General features: G+C 44.3%; 11 protein-coding genes. 1 reads left to right on the forward strand and 10 read right to left on the reverse strand.

Annotation, left to right across the window (positions count from 1 at the left end):
• Positions 1 to 93 precede the first annotated feature (93 nt).
• The 8 genes from sucC to sdhC all read right to left on the reverse strand — a co-directional run bounded on the left by sucC (position 94) and on the right by sdhC (position 12,159).
• The gene (sucC, locus tag JFC06_RS07650) at positions 94 to 1,260 is read right to left on the reverse strand and encodes an ADP-forming succinate--CoA ligase subunit beta (RefSeq protein WP_193005831.1); all 1,167 of its coding nucleotides are present in this window, start codon (positions 1,258 to 1,260) and stop codon (positions 94 to 96) included.
• Positions 1,261 to 1,417: 157 nt separating this feature from the next.
• Entirely contained in the window at positions 1,418 to 2,872 is a 1,455-nt protein-coding gene (gene lpdA, locus JFC06_RS07655; protein WP_198334572.1) for a dihydrolipoyl dehydrogenase, read from the reverse strand.
• A 256-nt stretch (positions 2,873 to 3,128) separates the two neighbouring features.
• On the reverse strand, positions 3,129 to 4,370 hold the full coding sequence (gene odhB, locus JFC06_RS07660) for a 2-oxoglutarate dehydrogenase complex dihydrolipoyllysine-residue succinyltransferase (RefSeq protein ID WP_198334573.1): 1,242 nt from the start codon (positions 4,368 to 4,370) through the stop codon (positions 3,129 to 3,131).
• Between the two features lie 140 nt (positions 4,371 to 4,510).
• Positions 4,511 to 7,396, reverse strand: a complete 2,886-nt coding sequence (locus JFC06_RS07665; RefSeq protein WP_198334574.1) for a 2-oxoglutarate dehydrogenase E1 component — start codon at positions 7,394 to 7,396, stop codon at positions 4,511 to 4,513.
• A gap of 891 nt (positions 7,397 to 8,287) precedes the next feature.
• Positions 8,288 to 8,998, reverse strand: coding sequence for a succinate dehydrogenase iron-sulfur subunit (locus JFC06_RS07670; RefSeq protein WP_193005827.1), 711 nt, complete (start codon positions 8,996 to 8,998; stop codon positions 8,288 to 8,290).
• 211 nt (positions 8,999 to 9,209) lie between these two features.
• A complete protein-coding gene (sdhA, locus tag JFC06_RS07675; protein ID WP_193005826.1) occupies positions 9,210 to 11,060 on the reverse strand; it encodes a succinate dehydrogenase flavoprotein subunit in 1,851 nt (616 codons plus the stop codon).
• Between the two features lie 305 nt (positions 11,061 to 11,365).
• Positions 11,366 to 11,770 carry a succinate dehydrogenase, hydrophobic membrane anchor protein gene (gene sdhD / locus JFC06_RS07680; protein ID WP_227670216.1) on the reverse strand — a complete coding sequence of 135 codons (405 nt, stop codon included), beginning with the start codon at positions 11,768 to 11,770 and terminating at the stop codon, positions 11,366 to 11,368.
• Positions 11,771 to 11,772: 2 nt separating this feature from the next.
• On the reverse strand, positions 11,773 to 12,159 hold the full coding sequence (gene sdhC, locus JFC06_RS07685; protein WP_193005824.1) for a succinate dehydrogenase, cytochrome b556 subunit: 387 nt from the start codon (positions 12,157 to 12,159) through the stop codon (positions 11,773 to 11,775).
• A gap of 1,015 nt (positions 12,160 to 13,174) precedes the next feature.
• On the opposite strand from sdhC, the gene gltA reads away from it, so the two are divergent.
• Positions 13,175 to 14,455 carry a citrate synthase gene (gltA, locus tag JFC06_RS07690; protein ID WP_198334575.1) on the forward strand — a complete coding sequence of 427 codons (1,281 nt, stop codon included), beginning with the start codon at positions 13,175 to 13,177 and terminating at the stop codon, positions 14,453 to 14,455.
• Between the two features lie 152 nt (positions 14,456 to 14,607).
• Here the strand turns inward: gltA and JFC06_RS07695 are convergent, their stop codons facing one another.
• Positions 14,608 to 15,561: a hypothetical protein gene (locus JFC06_RS07695; RefSeq protein WP_227670203.1), complete on the reverse strand. Its 954-nt coding sequence runs from the start codon at positions 15,559 to 15,561 to the stop codon at positions 14,608 to 14,610.
• 63 nt (positions 15,562 to 15,624) lie between these two features.
• Complete coding sequence (locus JFC06_RS07700) at positions 15,625 to 16,146, reverse strand: type IV secretion protein Rhs (protein WP_227670202.1); 522 nt, start codon at positions 16,144 to 16,146, stop codon at positions 15,625 to 15,627.
• Positions 16,147 to 16,569: the final 423 nt, after the last annotated feature.

Here is a 16,569-nt window from a genome sequence, read left to right on the forward strand (position 1 = left end):
GCGTATCGATCATTCATGAATGACGATTCATTTTTTGCCAAAAAGTTGCTATTACGCTTTGACTACTAGGCTTAAGCAACTATTTTTATAGATTTACGCTTTAACAGCATCGACAATTTTTTGAGCTGCATCAGACAGGCCTTGAGCTGAAATCAATTTCAGACCAGACTCTTCTAGAATCTGCGCGCCTTTCTCAGCGTTGTTACCTTCTAAACGGACAACAACAGGTACTTTTACGTCAACTTCTTTGATAGCAGCAATAATGGCTTCTGCAATCATGTCACAACGTACGATACCACCGAAGATGTTGATAAGAACGCCTTCAACGCTGCTGTCTTCTAGGATAATTTTGAACGCTTCAACAACGCGATCTTTAGTTGCCCCGCCGCCAACGTCTAAGAAGTTAGCAGGCTTGCCGCCGTACAATTTGATGATGTCCATCGTCGCCATTGCAAGACCAGCGCCGTTTACCATACAACCGATGTTACCTTCTAGAGCAACGTAGTTTAGGTCAAACTCAGCCGCTTTAAGCTCACGCTCATTTTCTTGGGTTTTGTCTTGTAGCGCTGCGATTTTTGGCAGACGATAAAGGGCGTTTGAGTCGATACCGATTTTGCCATCAACGCAAACAATCTCGCCGTTTTCACGAACCGCTAGTGGGTTGATTTCCATTAGCGCAAAGTCGTTTTCGACAAAGGCTTTATAAGCGCCAGTCATTAATTTAACGAACTGGTTGATTTGCTTGCCTTCTAAGCCTAGCTTGAACGCGACATCACGCGCTTGGAAAGGCATCAAACCAACTAAAGGATCAACATTTACTTTAAAGATTTTTTCTGGCGTGTTGTGCGCCACTTCTTCGATATCCACACCACCTTCAGTCGATGCCATGAAAGTCACGCGACGAGTCGCACGATCAACCACTGCGCCAAGATACAGCTCAGTTTGTACTGGGTACATATCTTCTGCAACCAACACAAAGTTCACTGGCTGACCATCAGCGTCAGTTTGGAAAGTTACTAGGTTAGTACCGATAAGCTCTTCAGCAACTTGCTTCGCTTCTTCACGAGTTTTAACCAGTTTTACACCACCAGCTTTACCACGACCACCTGCATGTACTTGCGCTTTGATAACCGCAATATCAGTTGGCGTTTTATCAAAAGCCGCTGCAGCTTCGTCGCCATTATGGGCAATGATGCCTTCTTGAATAGGCAATCCGTAGCTTTTTAATAGCTCTTTTGCTTGATACTCATGTAAATTCATTGATTGTATCCTTTATTTTTTACAATTAATAAAAAGTGAAAACAAATGCGCCGTCTATACATGCTAGCTATACATCTGGCGCACTTATGACCGTAGCGATGACTTTGATAGCGACGCTACGATCAGGTTATAAGTCGGTACTTATTACAATAACTACTTATTTCTTACGCTTTTTACGCTGGATGGCGTGAATAGCACGGCCATCTGCAGATAGTGCGGCTTCATGCACGGCTTCTGAAATGGTTGGATGGGCAAACGTCATAAGCTGTAAATCTTCGATACTAGAGACAAACTCCATCGCGATCATACCTTGATGGACGATGTCACCTGCGCCCGCAGAGATAGCGTGCATACCTAATAGGCGATCTGTCTTGGCATCGGCAACGACTTTGATAGAACCTTGCGCTTCGCTTTGAGCGAGTGCACGGCCGTTAGCCGCTAAGTTAAACGAGCCTGTTTTAACTTCATAGCCAGCATCGCTAGCTTCTTGCTCAGTCAAACCAACCCATGCAATCTCTGGATGCGTATAGATAACGTTGATGATCGTATCATAATTCACTTGGGCTTTTTCGCCATGAATACGTTCAACCGCCATCATGCCCTCTTCCATCGCTTTATGCGCAAGCATCGGACCACGTACCAAATCACCAATGGCGTAAACACCATCAAGGTTGGTTTTGCATTGATCATTCACATCGATAAGACCACGTTCAGTCAACGTGATACCACTGTCATCGCCAAGCAGTTTTTCAGAATAAGCACGGCGGCCAACACAAACGATCAGCTTATCAAAGCTCTCCTCGCTCGACTCACCTTTATTTTCGCTAGTGACAACCACTTGATCGCCTTTGACTTCAGCGTTGGTGACTTTGGTATCGACACGGATATCGAGACCTTGCTTTTTCAGCATTTTGCCAGCTTCTTTTGAGATGTCTTTGTCAGCGGCGGCCAAGAAGCTTGGAAGCGCTTCATATACAACAACTTCCGCCCCTAAACGACGCCATACTGAACCAAGCTCAAGACCGATCACGCCCGCACCGATCACGCCTAAACGCTTAGGTACTTCTGTGAAATCAAGCGCGCCTGTAGAGTCAACGATGTGATCGCCGTCAGTTTTGGCCACAGGAATCTCGATTGGTACAGAACCTGCCGCTAAAATCACGTTTTTAGCAGTGATGGTGGTTTCGCTTTCGTCTTCTAGAGCGGTAAACTTCACTTTTTTGTCAGTGCCTTTACCGTCAACCAATGTGCCCCAGCCTTGTAGCCAGTCAACGCCATTGCCTTTTAATAACGCTGCAACGCCGCCAGTCAATTGCTTAACAATACCTTCTTTACGCGCAATCATCTGCTCGATATCAATGGCGACATCGCCTGTGCTGATACCATGTTCAGCAAGGTCATGCTTAGTCGCTTCATAACGATGCGAGCTGTCAAGTAGGGCTTTTGATGGGATACAGCCAACGTTCAAACAAGTACCGCCAAGTGCAGGCTCGCCTTTATAAACACGTTTTTCGATACAAGCAACGCTCATACCCAACTGACCTGCACGGATAGCCGCTTCATAACCACCAGGACCGCCGCCGATGACGACTAGATCATAATTGTCTTTCATAGTACGTTCCTATTTCAAATTTTACTTATTATTGACACTGAGGTTTGTCTCATTCATGAATAGATAATCTCTGCAGTTAGTAGTTAATACACTACCTTAGCAAGAGACGCTTTTTCATTCAAAAATGACTACCCACAACAGTGACCAAATTAATTTAATACGCCAACTAACTCATTGACTGTTAAATGGCTAGAACTCACACCTATACCAAAGTTAAAAAGCTTGTATCAGCGATTGCCAATACAAGCTTAACAGCTTACAGGTCTAGTAGTAACATGGCTGGATCTTCAACCAGCTCTTTGATCGTTACTAGGAACTGTACGGCTTCTTTACCATCAATCATACGATGGTCATAAGAGAGTGCAAGATACATCATTGGTAAGATTTCAACTTTACCATCGACTGCCATTGGGCGGTCATTGATAGCATGCATCCCTAGAATAGCCGTTTGGGGTGGATTCAAGATAGGCGTTGACATCAATGAGCCAAATACACCGCCGTTTGAAATGGTGAATGTGCCACCAGTCATATCTTCTAGTCCAAGCTTGCCTTTTTGCGCCAAGCCACCAAGCTCACGGATACGGCTTTCGACATCTGCCATGCTCATGCGATCGGTATCACGCAATACAGGAACTACTAAGCCGCGATCTGATGACACCGCCACACCGATGTCATAAAAACCATGATAAACAATGTCATCGCCGTCTAGTGAAGCATTCACTGCTGGGAAACGTTTTAGCGCTTCTGTCGCCGCTTTCACAAACAATGACATAAAGCCTAGACGGACGCCATGGCGCTTCTCAAATTGCTCTTTGTACTTAGCACGCATGTCCATCAATGGCTTCATGTTAACTTCGTTAAACGTTGTTAACATCGCTGTATCTTGTGACGCTGACAATAAACGCTCAGCAACACGCTTACGCAGACGAGTCATTGGTACACGTTTTTCAGTACGCTCACCCATTGATTCAGCCACTGGGCGGCCGCTATCAGACTTAATGCTACTGTCCGCTTTCAATGTTGGGTTTGCCATATCAGTCTTAGTGACACGACCACCGCGACCGCTACCTTCAACTTCTTTAGGATCTACGCCGCTTTCTTTCGCCGCTTTACGTACTGCTGGGCTTTGATCTTTGTGATCGGCTTCGTCTTTTTTATCTGTTGCTTGTACAGGCTCGCCACCATCGGCTGCTTGTTTTGCTTGTACAGGCGCTGCTGGTTGGTCTGGATCTACAGCAGGCGCAGAATCTGCACTGGCGCTGGCACCCGCTTCAAATTCAGCGATAAGCTCATCAGACAAAACCGTATCATCAACTTGCTTAACGATTTTGGTCACGACACCATCATCCGGTGCAACCACTTCTAATACAACTTTATCAGTTTCAATTTCAGCCAATAGGTCATCACGATTTACTTGTTGACCTTCAGTGACATGCCATTCAACGATCGTGCCATCGGCAACCGATTCTGGAAAAACGGGGGCTTTGATATCAGCCATCGATATACTCCTTAGATTTGGATATTCATATGTATATTATTAAGTCGTGATAGGCAGTCAGTACCATTTTAAGGGGTCATTCTTAGATGGTTAAAGGATACTGACTGTCATCGCCTGATTCATTTATCTTGTATAGCCTGTTACTTAGACAACTCATCGACACTAATGCCAAGACCACCAGCGATCAACGCTTGCTGCTGCTGTGCGTGTAGTTTTGGTGAGCCTGTCGCAGGTGCTGCACTAGGAGGACGTGCCACCGGCTCCATGACTTTTGCCTTGGTTGGATGCGGTACGACGATACGGAACATGTGCGGTGCCAAATAGTACCAAGCGCCTTGGTTCAGCGGCTCTTCTTGCGTCCAAACGATCTCAGCTAAGTTACTGTATTTCTCAATCTCAGCAATCAAACGCTTCTCTGGCAACGGATAGAGCTGCTCGATACGAACGATAGCGACATGGTCTAAACCTAAAGCACGACGCTGCTCCAATAAATCATAATAAACTTTACCGCCACATAGCACCATGCGGGTTACTTTGTCTGCGTTGTGCTCATCCATCTCTGGCAACACGGTTTCAAATTTACCGTTAGCCAACTCTTCTAGATTCGATGTTGCCAATTTATGACGTAACAAGCTCTTCGGTGACATAACAATCAACGGTTTACGAATTGGGCGTACCGCTTGACGACGCAGGGCATGATAAATTTGCGCCGGCGTGGTTGGCGTAATCACTTGCATATTGTCTTCAGCACACAGCTGTAAGAAGCGCTCAAGACGGGCAGAAGAATGCTCAGGACCTTGACCTTCAAAGCCATGTGGCAATAGCATGGTCAGACCACAAACACGTTGCCATTTGGTTTCGCCACTTGAGATGAACTGGTCAATCACCACCTGTGCGCCGTTAACAAAGTCACCAAACTGCGCTTCCCAAACGATCAATGCGTTTGGTACTGTGGTTGCATAACCATATTCAAAGGCTAACACCGCTTCTTCTGACAACAATGAGTTATAAGTCGCAAAGCGCGCTTGCGTCTCACTCATATGAGCCAATGGCACATACATGCTGCCATCATTCACATTGTAGATTTCACTATGACGATGTGAGAACGTACCACGGCCGACATCTTCACCAGTAATACGTACTAGCACCTCATCGTTATCTACGAGTGACGCATAAGCTAACGTTTCAGCCGCACCCCAGTTTAAAGGCTCTTCGCCAGTTTGCATGGCCAAACGCTGCTCTACCATCTTCTGGACTTGACGTTGTAGCTTATAGCCTTCTGGCATTTCCGCCATACGACGTCCATAACCTTTTAGCGTCTCGATATCGACACTGGTATCCCATTCATCGACTAAATCATGACCTAGATAAGGCTTCCAATCGACAAACAGGGCTTCATTAGGCTCACTGACTAGCGAATTGGCCACATAATCACCGCGGTCTAACGATTCACGATATTCATCTTCGTACCGTTTTTCTTCTTCTGCATTCAATACACCATCTTCAATAAGCTTTTGTGCATAGATAGTGCGGGCAGTCGGTAACTTTTTAATGACCGCATACATTAGGGGCTGAGTCGCTGATGGCTCATCCGCTTCGTTATGGCCATTACGGCGATAACAGAACAGATCAATAATAATATCTTTACCAAACTCATGACGGTAGTCTAACGCCAATTGAGCGGCGAACACGACGGACTCAGGGTCATCACTGTTTACATGCAAGATAGGCGCGTGAACCATTTTTGCCACATCAGTACAGTACTCAGTTGAACGAGCATCGTCTTGACGGCTGGTGGTAAAGCCAACTTGGTTGTTAATAACAATATGTACCGTACCGCCTGTGGTATAAGCGCGGGTTTGTGACATCTGGAAAGTTTCTTGAACCACACCTTGACCAGCAAAGGCGGCATCGCCATGAATGACGATTGGCAGTACTGAATTGCCGTCGGTTTTGTCCATTAAGCGATCATCATTACGACGAACCTGACGTGCGCGCACTGACCCCTGCAATACGGGAGCGACAATCTCAAGATGTGATGGGTTAAATGCCAACGCTAAATGCACCTCACCGCCTGGTGTCATCACATTAGACGAAAAACCGTTATGGTATTTTACGTCGCCTGAGCCTTTTTCTGGCTGTACTTTACCGTCGAACTCATCAAACAAATCCGCTGGATTTTTGCCTAAAATGTTTACCAACAGGTTGAGGCGTCCACGGTGGGCCATACCAATGACCATCTCTTTGGTACCATAACCGCCAGCACGTTGAATGATTTCATTGATAGCAGGAATAAAGCTTTCGCCACCCTCTAAACCAAAACGCTTAACACCTGTGTACTTACGCGCCAGATATTTCTCTAAGCCTTCTGCTGCTGTGAGACGCTCTAGAATAGATAAGCGTTTTTCTTTATCAAACTTGATATACCCTAAATTGCTTTCTAGATACTTTTCCATCCAGCGTTTTTCGGTACTGGTGGTGACATGCATGTACTCGACGCCAATGTGACGGCAGTATACCCGCTCCATGATTTCGATAATTTCACGTAACGGCGCTTCATCCTTACCAATATTTAAATCATTGGTCGGAAACACGGTATCAAGGTCGGCTTCTGAGAGATTATGATAAGCAAGGGTCAAATCTTCCACTTCTGCCCGTGGATGTAGATCTAACGGATCCAGCTGGGCACGGCGGTGACCACGGCGACGATAGGCGGATATTAGCTGTTGTACGCCCATTTGCTTGGGATCAGCACAGTCAGCGGCATGGTTAACATTGGTATCCGTATTTTGCACACCACCCTTATTGGCGGTCTGGTTACGGGCAAGCAATAAAAACTGGTCTTTAATAGCATTATGCTGAGCATCGTTTGGCGATTTGTACTGTTCAAAATACGCTTGCCAATCTGTATCAACGCTATTAGGATCGTTTAAGTATTGCTCATAAAGAGCTTCTACATAGCTGGCGTTATCAGCAGCCAACTCTGTATGTCCTAGGCTCGCGGCTTCTTTAGTTATACTATTCATAATAATCGTCTATTTGATAGATAAATGAATGGAATCGTGCTTATTCTTGAGTAATCTGTTGTATGTTGACCGGTACTATTAATCACTATTCGATAAAAAGGGCTTACTTCTATCGATAACTGACTACGATAATAAATTATGCTGAACCGTATTCAGTAAGCGTTATTGCCATACTTCTACAAAAAATACTGCTATTTGTGAACGTTCAGTTTTCTAGTCAGACTCGTTTCACAACATTAATTTATATATACTACCGTCAGTCATAACCAAGTTATTCATAATGCGTTATGAGCAAATGAGCAACGATGTCAGCTAGCCTATAAATTGGCTATTTTTGCTGAAATTCTTTGTCATTGCCGAGACATTACTACTTTTTAGTCAAGCATACATTGCTGTATAGAATAGCACGCCTAGCTTTTGTGCCATAGTTTGTTTGTTCAATACTAGGTATTTACGTAATGAATATCTACTATCATTCTAATCGCATTATCACACACTTGGCTATTTTGGTGCTGCTATTTCGTTCAATAACAGGGACTGACGCATCAAAGTATCGCGTTCGCATAACTGGGCAGTATTCTAACATTTAACGTGGTCAACATCTCTTGGTGAATCATTTTTTCTCATGCAAGCATATCGCTTGCTTGATCATATTTTCTCATGCAAGTATATCGCTTGCTTGATCATATATCATGTGTTCTTACATACGACCAACGTATTGTTAGTACAGCATTACCTACGCTACTGGGCATTGTTTTCATCTATAAACCCTGCCCCAAGCGAATGAAAAGATTTTGAACCCTCTTAAAATTTTGCTAATAAAAAACACCACCCAATCACTAGGTGGTGTTTTTATATAGTATCTGCAAAAAACGCTGCAACTATAAACGATTAACCCGCTTGATCAATAAGCAGGCTGCGTAGATGGCCAATTGCTTTGGTTGGGTTCAAGCCTTTTGGACAAACTGATACACAGTTCATGATACCGCGGCAACGGAACAAACTAAACGGATCGTCTAAACGAGCCAAGCGCGCTTGCGTGTCGCCATCACGGCTATCAGCAACGAAGCGATAAGCATGCAATAGCGCTGATGGACCTAAGAATTTATCAGGGTTCCACCAGAACGATGGGCAGCTGGTTGAACAACATGCACACAAAATACATTCGTACAGACCGTTTAGCTTTTCACGCTGTTCAGGTGATTGCAAACGCTCGGTTGGCGGTGCTGGCTGATCATTGATTAAGTACGGATGTACTTTTTCATACTGCTCATAGAATTGGTTCATGTCGACAACCAAATCACGAACCACTGGCAAACCCGGCAGGGGACGCACGGTTACCTTTTCTGGCAAGGTATTCATGTTGATTAGACATGCCAAACCATTTTTACCATTGATGTTCATGCCATCAGAACCACAGATGCCTTCACGGCAAGAGCGACGGAAAGTGAGTGTTTCATCTTCCTTTTTTAGGCGTAATAACACGTCAAGCAACATACGATCTGACTCAAGAAGCTCAATCGTATACGTTTGCATGCGTGGCGCTGCGTCCAGATCAGGATCGTAGCGATAGATTTCGATGGTGCGAGTACCTCGGCTCATAATGCTAAACTCCACACGTAGGTGATGGCGGGCATACAAAGATTGCAACATAGTGACGCTGACTATTCATCAATACTGATAACCAGTACCAAATACTGATGAGTAGTCTAAAAGCGCTGGCATGAGCATGTAGCTGGCGGTCACCTTTTTAATAAATTAATTAGGGATAAAACGTTTACGCTGTCTTATATATCAGGCGTACCGTCTAGAATTAATAGACGCGAACTTTTGGCTCGATATAATCAACAGTCAATGGCACTTTGCGAACTGGCTTATAAATAATCTTGTTGCCTTCAGAATACCATAAGGTATGCTTCATCCAATCGTGATCATTACGGCCATTTGGTGCATAGTCGTCATCTTCTGGGCGATCGTAATCAGACACACTATGAGCGCCGCGGCTTTCATGACGCTTGGCGGCAGAGATCATTGTCGCTTTTGCTACTTCATATAAGTTAGCAACTTCAAAAGCTTCAATACGTGCTGTGTTAAACACTTGTGATTTATCTGCCAAGTGGATTTTTTCGATTTTCTCACCCAGCGCTAAAATCTTCTCAACGCCTTCGTCCATCATCGCTTGCGTACGGAACACACTAGCATGTGCCTGCATGGTCGCACGAATCTCGTCTGCGACGTCTTGCGCATTGTAGCCTTCGGTTGACTGCTGCAGCTTGTCTAAACGGCGCACGGTAAAATCAAGTACGCGAGGATCTAGTGGCTTGTAGTTATGATCCGCATGGTGGAATTCATCAACGATGTGTTTACCAGCCGCGCGGCCAAACACCAATAAATCCAGCAGTGAGTTGGTACCTAGACGGTTGGCACCGTGAACACTCACGCAAGCACACTCACCAATAGCATAAAGTCCTTTGATGACCGTGCCTTCTGCATACAACCCGTCTTCATCAGTGCCAGCTTCTAGATTTGGCACAACCACTTGGCCATGAATCGTCGTTGGAATACCGCCCATCATGTAATGAATGGTTGGAATAACAGGGATAGGCTCTTTTGTGATATCGACGTTGGCAAAGTTTTTACCAATCTCAAATACTGATGGCAGGCGCTTCATGATGGTCTCTACCCCTAAATGGGTCATATCCATTACGATATGATCGGCATTAGGGCCACAACCACGGCCTTCTTTAATTTCTTGGTCCATAGAACGTGAAACCAAATCACGCGGTGCCAAGTCTTTTACCGTTGGCGCGTAACGCTCCATGAAAGCTTCGCCATCTTTATTACGTAAGATCGCGCCTTCACCGCGGCACCCTTCCGTTAACAGGACGCCAGCTCCGTGAACGCCTGTAGGATGGAACTGCCAGAACTCCATATCTTGCAATGGAATCCCTGCGCGAACCGCCATACCAATACCGTCACCAGTATTAATATAAGCGTTGGTAGAGGCAGCAAAGATACGGCCTGCACCACCTGTCGCTAGGACAGTGATCGGCGACTGGAACACAGCAATCGTACCCGTTTCTTGCTCAATCGCCACAACGCCATTGATGTTACCAGCTTCGTCTTTGATCAAATCAAGTGCAATCCACTCGATAAAGAACTCAGTACCTTGCTCAAGGTTCTTTTGATATAGCGTATGTAAGAGTGCATGGCCAGTACGGTCAGCAGCAGCGCAAGCACGTTGTACGGCTTTTTCGCCATAGTTTGACGTGTGACCACCAAACGGACGCTGATAAATCGTCCCATCTTCATTGCGGTCAAACGGCATGCCCATGTGCTCAAGCTCATAGACCACTTTTGGCGCTTCACGGCACATATATTCAATGGCGTCTTGGTCACCTAACCAATCTGACCCTTTAACAGTGTCATAAAAGTGAAAGTGCCAGTTATCATTGCTCATATTACCCAAACTTGCACCGATACCACCCTGAGCTGCGACGGTGTGCGAACGCGTTGGGAATACTTTGGTCAGGACTGCAACCTTCATGCCCGCTTCAGCCAAATGTAGTGAAGCACGCATACCTGAGCCGCCACCACCAACGATGACAGCATCATAGTTGAGGGTTTTGATATTGCTAATGGTATTATCTTGTCTTGTTGCCATTACGGTTTTCCTAATGCCTGTGAAGTAAATACAAGAGTTGCCTAAACCAGTCTTTCTGCTAACGTAGCGACGTACGGCTGCTACCACCCACACAGCTTAACTGTTCTTATTCAGACAACCTGCAACCACTTACTAAAATTTGCATATTCATCATGATGTTGTGGTGAATCTATTACCCAGCACGATCGGATGAATCTTATATGACTGTTGACTAACTGCATTTAAAGACCTAAGCCATAAATAAAGCGGACTTAACAGTCGGTCATTAAAAAGATAAAAGTATCACGTTTAGGGTAGTCAACTCGTTAAATAGCAACGACACTGAAGCCTGTACCCCAAAAAATCATGATGCCCCAAAATAGAAACACTAAGACGGCGATAATCATTAAGGTCTGTAGCACCAAACGTAGTCTTGGTGCGCTTTCACCCATCTTGCCAGACGTAATGTAATCGGTAAATACCGTCCACATACCAACCCAAGCGTGACCAGCTAATGCCAGTACAGCCACTAAGCTAAACAGACGCATTGGCAGACTGGTCATAAACGATGCCCACTCAAGATAAGTGACATCACCATGGGTCAAAAAGAAACCCAGCAACACCACACTATAAACGGCTAAAACGACAGCACTAATGCGCTGGACAATCCAATCGCGTGAGCCTGAGCCTGTCAGACCAGTCGCACTTTTGATTCCTGAATCATTTTTAATCATTAGAACATCACCCATACAAATGACGCGACAATTAGTATCGCTGAAATCACAAAACTGGCCATAGAGGCAGCGCGGCCAGATTTTAGCTCTTCAGTCATGCCCATATCAGCAAATAAGTGCTTGATACCCATCACAAAGTGATAAGCAATCGCTGCAACAAAAATCCATGCTAAAAAGCGCACAAGTACGTTGTCAAATACGGTTGCAAAACTCTCAGGCGATGCCAATGAGTTTTGTAGTAACCACAACATGACAGGAATCAATAAAAATAAAATAATGCCAGAGATACGATGCAGAATTGAGGCGATCGCAATCGGTGATCGGTTAACGCTAATCACTTGGCTTAGAGGCAGATCAATAGGTCGGTTGCTTTTCACAGCGGGCATCCTTTTTGCGGTTATACTCCTGTATCTGCTATCAACGCTTAATATCAATGGTGTCAATTAAGCATTGAGCAACACACGAGACGAATAAAGTAAGGAAGAGCTAGCTGACTTCGTTTAGTTTGCGCTAAATATGAAGAAACGATCAGGGGATACAGAGTATTGATAAACTGTTTAATATTGCTCGTCAAATTGACAGGTCAATAAAACAACCCATCTATTATACAACAAAGAAAATAAACATGAGTAAGATCGATTAACTAGTCTATTTTTACTGGTGATATCAAAAAAGATAACGTTACGCTGTCATCTGTATCGACATCAACCTTAGGCTAAGTACTTAAAAATAGAACAGTTAACAAGAACATTCGAACCTGAAATAAAGGTTTTTATCTATCAAGACATCATTGAGTCGTAACCCAGTACGAATAGTGAAGGCTCTAAACGACACTATATCATGACCACTTATCAATTCGCACAAAGCTAGTGCCAGTTAAGTGCCTCTAATTATAAAATGACTGGACGATAATTACAAATTTATCCCTTAAGTAGTAAAAGACAAACACTGAGCCAACAAATAAATAGAAATAGGCAAGCCTGCGGGTCTAAAAACCCTTAGAATTGCTAGAATTTACCCCCTATTTATTTTGTCCGCTACTCATGCTCTGTCTGTTTTTGCCACACATTTTCGTAAAAACTGTCTTCTTATTCTGGGAAAATCCTTCAAAGCCACCCTCAATAATGTAGTCTCACTTACTGCTACAAAAAGCAGGTTTTTTAGTAAAATAACCAAACAGACATATTTTGATACAAAAATTACAGTGAATAAACACGACTAAACCGTACCAATGAGCGGCATTGTGGTGAAAAGTCTTTTCAAATCATAAGGAATTACTGCTAATATACCCTGCGTATCAAATGTGTTAAACACTTTTTGACCATTTGACGAATGCTGACGCGAGGGTATGCGTCTATAGCAATTTTATTCTAACAAGCTAAAACCAATGGAGAGCAATTTATGGCTGACACTAATGCCAAACTAACCGTAAATGGGGAAGCGTACGAACTTCCTATTATTAAAGGTACTTTAGGGCGCCCAGTTATCGATATTGCTGCTTTACAAGATTCAGGATTTTGGTCTTATGACCCTGGTTTTAAAGTAACGGCTCCTGTTGAATCAAAGATTACCTACATTGATGGCGGTAAAGGCGAGTTACTACACCGTGGCTACCCTATCGATCAGCTAGCAAACAATGCTGAATATCTAGAAGTTGCTTATGCGCTGATTCATGGTGACCTGCCTAACAGTGAGCAAAAAGCAGACTTTTTTGAAAAAATCCGTAAGCATACTGGTGTTCATGACCAATTGCGTAAGTTCTTTGAAGGCTTCCGCCGTGATGCGCATCCAATGGCGATTATGGTTGGTGTCGTTGGTGCCTTATCAGCGTTTTATCATGAAGACCTAGATGTGAGTAACGAAGAGCATCGTGAAATCACTGCTATTCGTTTAATTGCTAAGATGCCAACGCTTGCTGCGATGAGTTATAAATACTCACAGGGCGAACCGTTCATGTACCCACGCAATGACTTTAGCTACGCTGAAAACTTCTTATACATGATGTTTGCGACACCTGCTGATGTGGATTACCAGACCAACGATGTTATCACCCGCGCAATGGATAAAATCTTCACCTTGCACGCTGACCATGAGCAAAACGCATCAACGTCTACTGTCCGCCTAGCGGGCTCTACTGGCGCCAACCCTTACGCTTGTATCGCTGCTGGTATCGCAGCCCTTTGGGGCCCATCACATGGCGGCGCTAACGAAGCCGTTCTTGAGATGCTAGATGAAATCGGCTCGGTTGAAAACGTGCCTGAGTTTATGGAAAAAGTGAAGAGCCGCGAAGTGAAGCTCATGGGCTTTGGTCACCGTGTTTATAAGAACTTTGACCCACGTGCTCAAGTCATGAAAGAAACTTGTGACGAAGTACTCGCTGCTCTCGGCATCAATGATCCTAAGCTTGAACTTGCGATGGCACTTGAAAAAATCGCTTTAGAAGATCCATTCTTCATCGAGCGTAACTTGTATCCAAACGTTGATTTTTACTCTGGCATCATCCTAAAAGCCATCGGTATTCCAACGTCAATGTTTACGGTAATCTTCTCACTAGCCCGTACGTCTGGTTGGATCAGCCATTGGTTAGAGATGCACAGTGCACCGTTCAAAATCGGTCGCCCACGTCAGCTATACACTGGTGAAACGCGTCGCGATTTTGTAAAAACTGAAGATCGTAAATAAGCAAAAATAATCCTCGCTTAATAAAAAATCCCGCTAATGTGCGGGATTTTTTATTGTCTGTTTTTTAATGCTTTAACGCTTTGATCATCATAGTCTTTGCTCAAACACCGTCTCCATTCAACTGTGGCTGGTCCAAGCTTTATCTTGATGAATTATTGAAACGTTCTTAACGTCTGCTCATATTTAGCGATTTGCTCATCATAGTCTTCAATCGTGTCGTTAAATTTTGCCATAAGCGCTTCAAACTCTTTTTGTTGATCTACTTTCATCTGCTGCATATCAATCACTTGCTGAGCCTGTATTTGCTCCCAAACTTGATGCTGAATAATCAGCCGTGCCAATGCAGGACTCTTGGCACTCACCCGTCCAGCAATCTCTGCATGTTCAAACAATTGCGGCACTAATGTCGCGATATTAAGCAAGGTGTCGACATCTTCTGCACTAAGCGGTGTCGTCACTGGTTGGTAGAGCGCTTCCATTGCTTGCTGGTAGCGATCAATAATTTGATCTTCCGTTCGCATAATGGGTTTGCGCGGCTCTAAGCTAATACGCTTTAATACAGTTAAATCACGCTCGCCAACTTCCGTACTGGTATTGATATCAACCTCAGGAGCAGCGTTAGCGTCACTGTCTGTGGCAATAGCCTCTTCTGCATTCGCAGGCGCTATTTCAGCCACTTGCTCCGAATTGCTACTATCAGCATCGACAGTGGCTTCAGTGGTTAACAACAAATTCTCACTGTCTGACGCATCAGCGGCTTGCAGCGATTCATACTCGGCTTGTAGACGGCGCTGTAGCCCTTGTACTTGCGCGACGTATAAAGGCTGAAACTGCTCAATACGCGCTGCAGCCGAATCACTTTGCGGCATAGGCTTACTGTCCTCAGCACTCGTTTTTTCCGTGCTCTGACTGTCCTCTGGCATAGGCTGAGTGTCTGGCTGCTGCTGACAACCGGTCAAAAACAGCATTCCCGTTAGTGTGACTGCAAGCCAAGTGGGTGACTGACGAAAACTGGCAGCTTGATTAAGACGCAGGTTATTGACCACATCTTTATTCGCTTTATGGCTAGCGTCAAGCACAGACTTTGCTGGCGAAAATTTAAACATGAGAATAGCTATCCTTGTTAAGGCAAATGATTAAACACTAAAATGATCGCGACCACGCATTGCTCATTGGTTTGACACCGCCTTATCGACAGCGTTTACCCTTAAAAACGGTATGCAGGCCTCTAAGTCTTGACAGTCCTGTCCCCGCTGACGACGGATAAAATAGTCCTGTACCATGCGTGCTTGCTGCTCGATACCATATTTAAAAAACGACTTTCCTGTCTCGAGCACATAGTCATAACGGCGATCAATAAGCGCGCCACGCACTACTTTTACACCTTGCTGCAACTGCCACACATGGGTTAATTCATGTATCAGCCAACTTTGTTTGCTAAGAGATGCGTGGCTAAAATCCACAAGCCAATCTGCTGGATGAAAGTAAATATTGCCATTCGGACTAACCGCATAGTTTTTCAGTACCCACCACGCGGTTTTTAGCTGCACCTCATCAAGGTGAATACTGTCACCGAACACTGAATGCGCCAACGCTTTTTCACCATCACTAAGTAACCGTGAGTGCTGCTGTGCGCCTTTTGACGGTAAACAACGATGCGCCAAACGTTTAACAATCGTTTGAGACTTCATTCACAAAATACCTTATGCTTAATGGACTGTTTGTAAGTCGGCACGCTTATTAAAGGACGTTTAGTAGTAGAAGTAGAGCATTAATAGGGATAAAACTTAAAAACCAAAGTGTTTGCTACATAAAAAATATTTGGGACATAAGCGGTACACTTTGCTGACTTTTAATAACGTAAATCTGCGTTAGCCTAGCCTATACAGTATTGATAACCGTGATTGGAAATAATGAGTTATACAAATTAGCGTACTTTTCCTACTGATGTCTAATGTTATTATTGACCATTCTGTTTTTACCAGTGCCGCTTTTTTGACACAAAAATCTGTTTTTTAGTATAAATAACAAACTTAGTGTGCAGCTTATTTGTAACAATGCTGCTTAAGCCCCGCTGTTAGAATGATGGCGCGCTGTTTTATTTCACAATAGAG

Source organism: Psychrobacter namhaensis (assembly GCF_016107545.1).
Taxonomy (GTDB): Bacteria; Pseudomonadota; Gammaproteobacteria; order Pseudomonadales; family Moraxellaceae; genus Psychrobacter; species Psychrobacter namhaensis.

What these genes read in the sequence shown, in the direction of transcription:
- sucC (WP_193005831.1), bottom strand. Translation starts at nt 1,260, where the DNA reads ATGAATTTACATGAGTATCAAGCAAAAGAGCTATTAAAAAGCTACGGA.
- lpdA (WP_198334572.1), bottom strand. Translation starts at nt 2,872, where the DNA reads ATGAAAGACAATTATGATCTAGTCGTCATCGGCGGCGGTCCTGGTGGT.
- odhB (WP_198334573.1), bottom strand. Translation starts at nt 4,370, where the DNA reads ATGGCTGATATCAAAGCCCCCGTTTTTCCAGAATCGGTTGCCGATGGC.
- JFC06_RS07665 (WP_198334574.1), bottom strand. Translation starts at nt 7,396, where the DNA reads ATGAATAGTATAACTAAAGAAGCCGCGAGCCTAGGACATACAGAGTTG.
- JFC06_RS07670 (WP_193005827.1), bottom strand. Translation starts at nt 8,998, where the DNA reads ATGAGCCGAGGTACTCGCACCATCGAAATCTATCGCTACGATCCTGAT.
- sdhA (WP_193005826.1), bottom strand. Translation starts at nt 11,060, where the DNA reads ATGGCAACAAGACAAGATAATACCATTAGCAATATCAAAACCCTCAAC.
- sdhC (WP_193005824.1), bottom strand. Translation starts at nt 12,159, where the DNA reads ATGCCCGCTGTGAAAAGCAACCGACCTATTGATCTGCCTCTAAGCCAA.
- gltA (WP_198334575.1), top strand. Translation starts at nt 13,175, where the DNA reads ATGGCTGACACTAATGCCAAACTAACCGTAAATGGGGAAGCGTACGAA.
- JFC06_RS07695 (WP_227670203.1), bottom strand. Translation starts at nt 15,561, where the DNA reads ATGTTTAAATTTTCGCCAGCAAAGTCTGTGCTTGACGCTAGCCATAAA.
- JFC06_RS07700 (WP_227670202.1), bottom strand. Translation starts at nt 16,146, where the DNA reads ATGAAGTCTCAAACGATTGTTAAACGTTTGGCGCATCGTTGTTTACCG.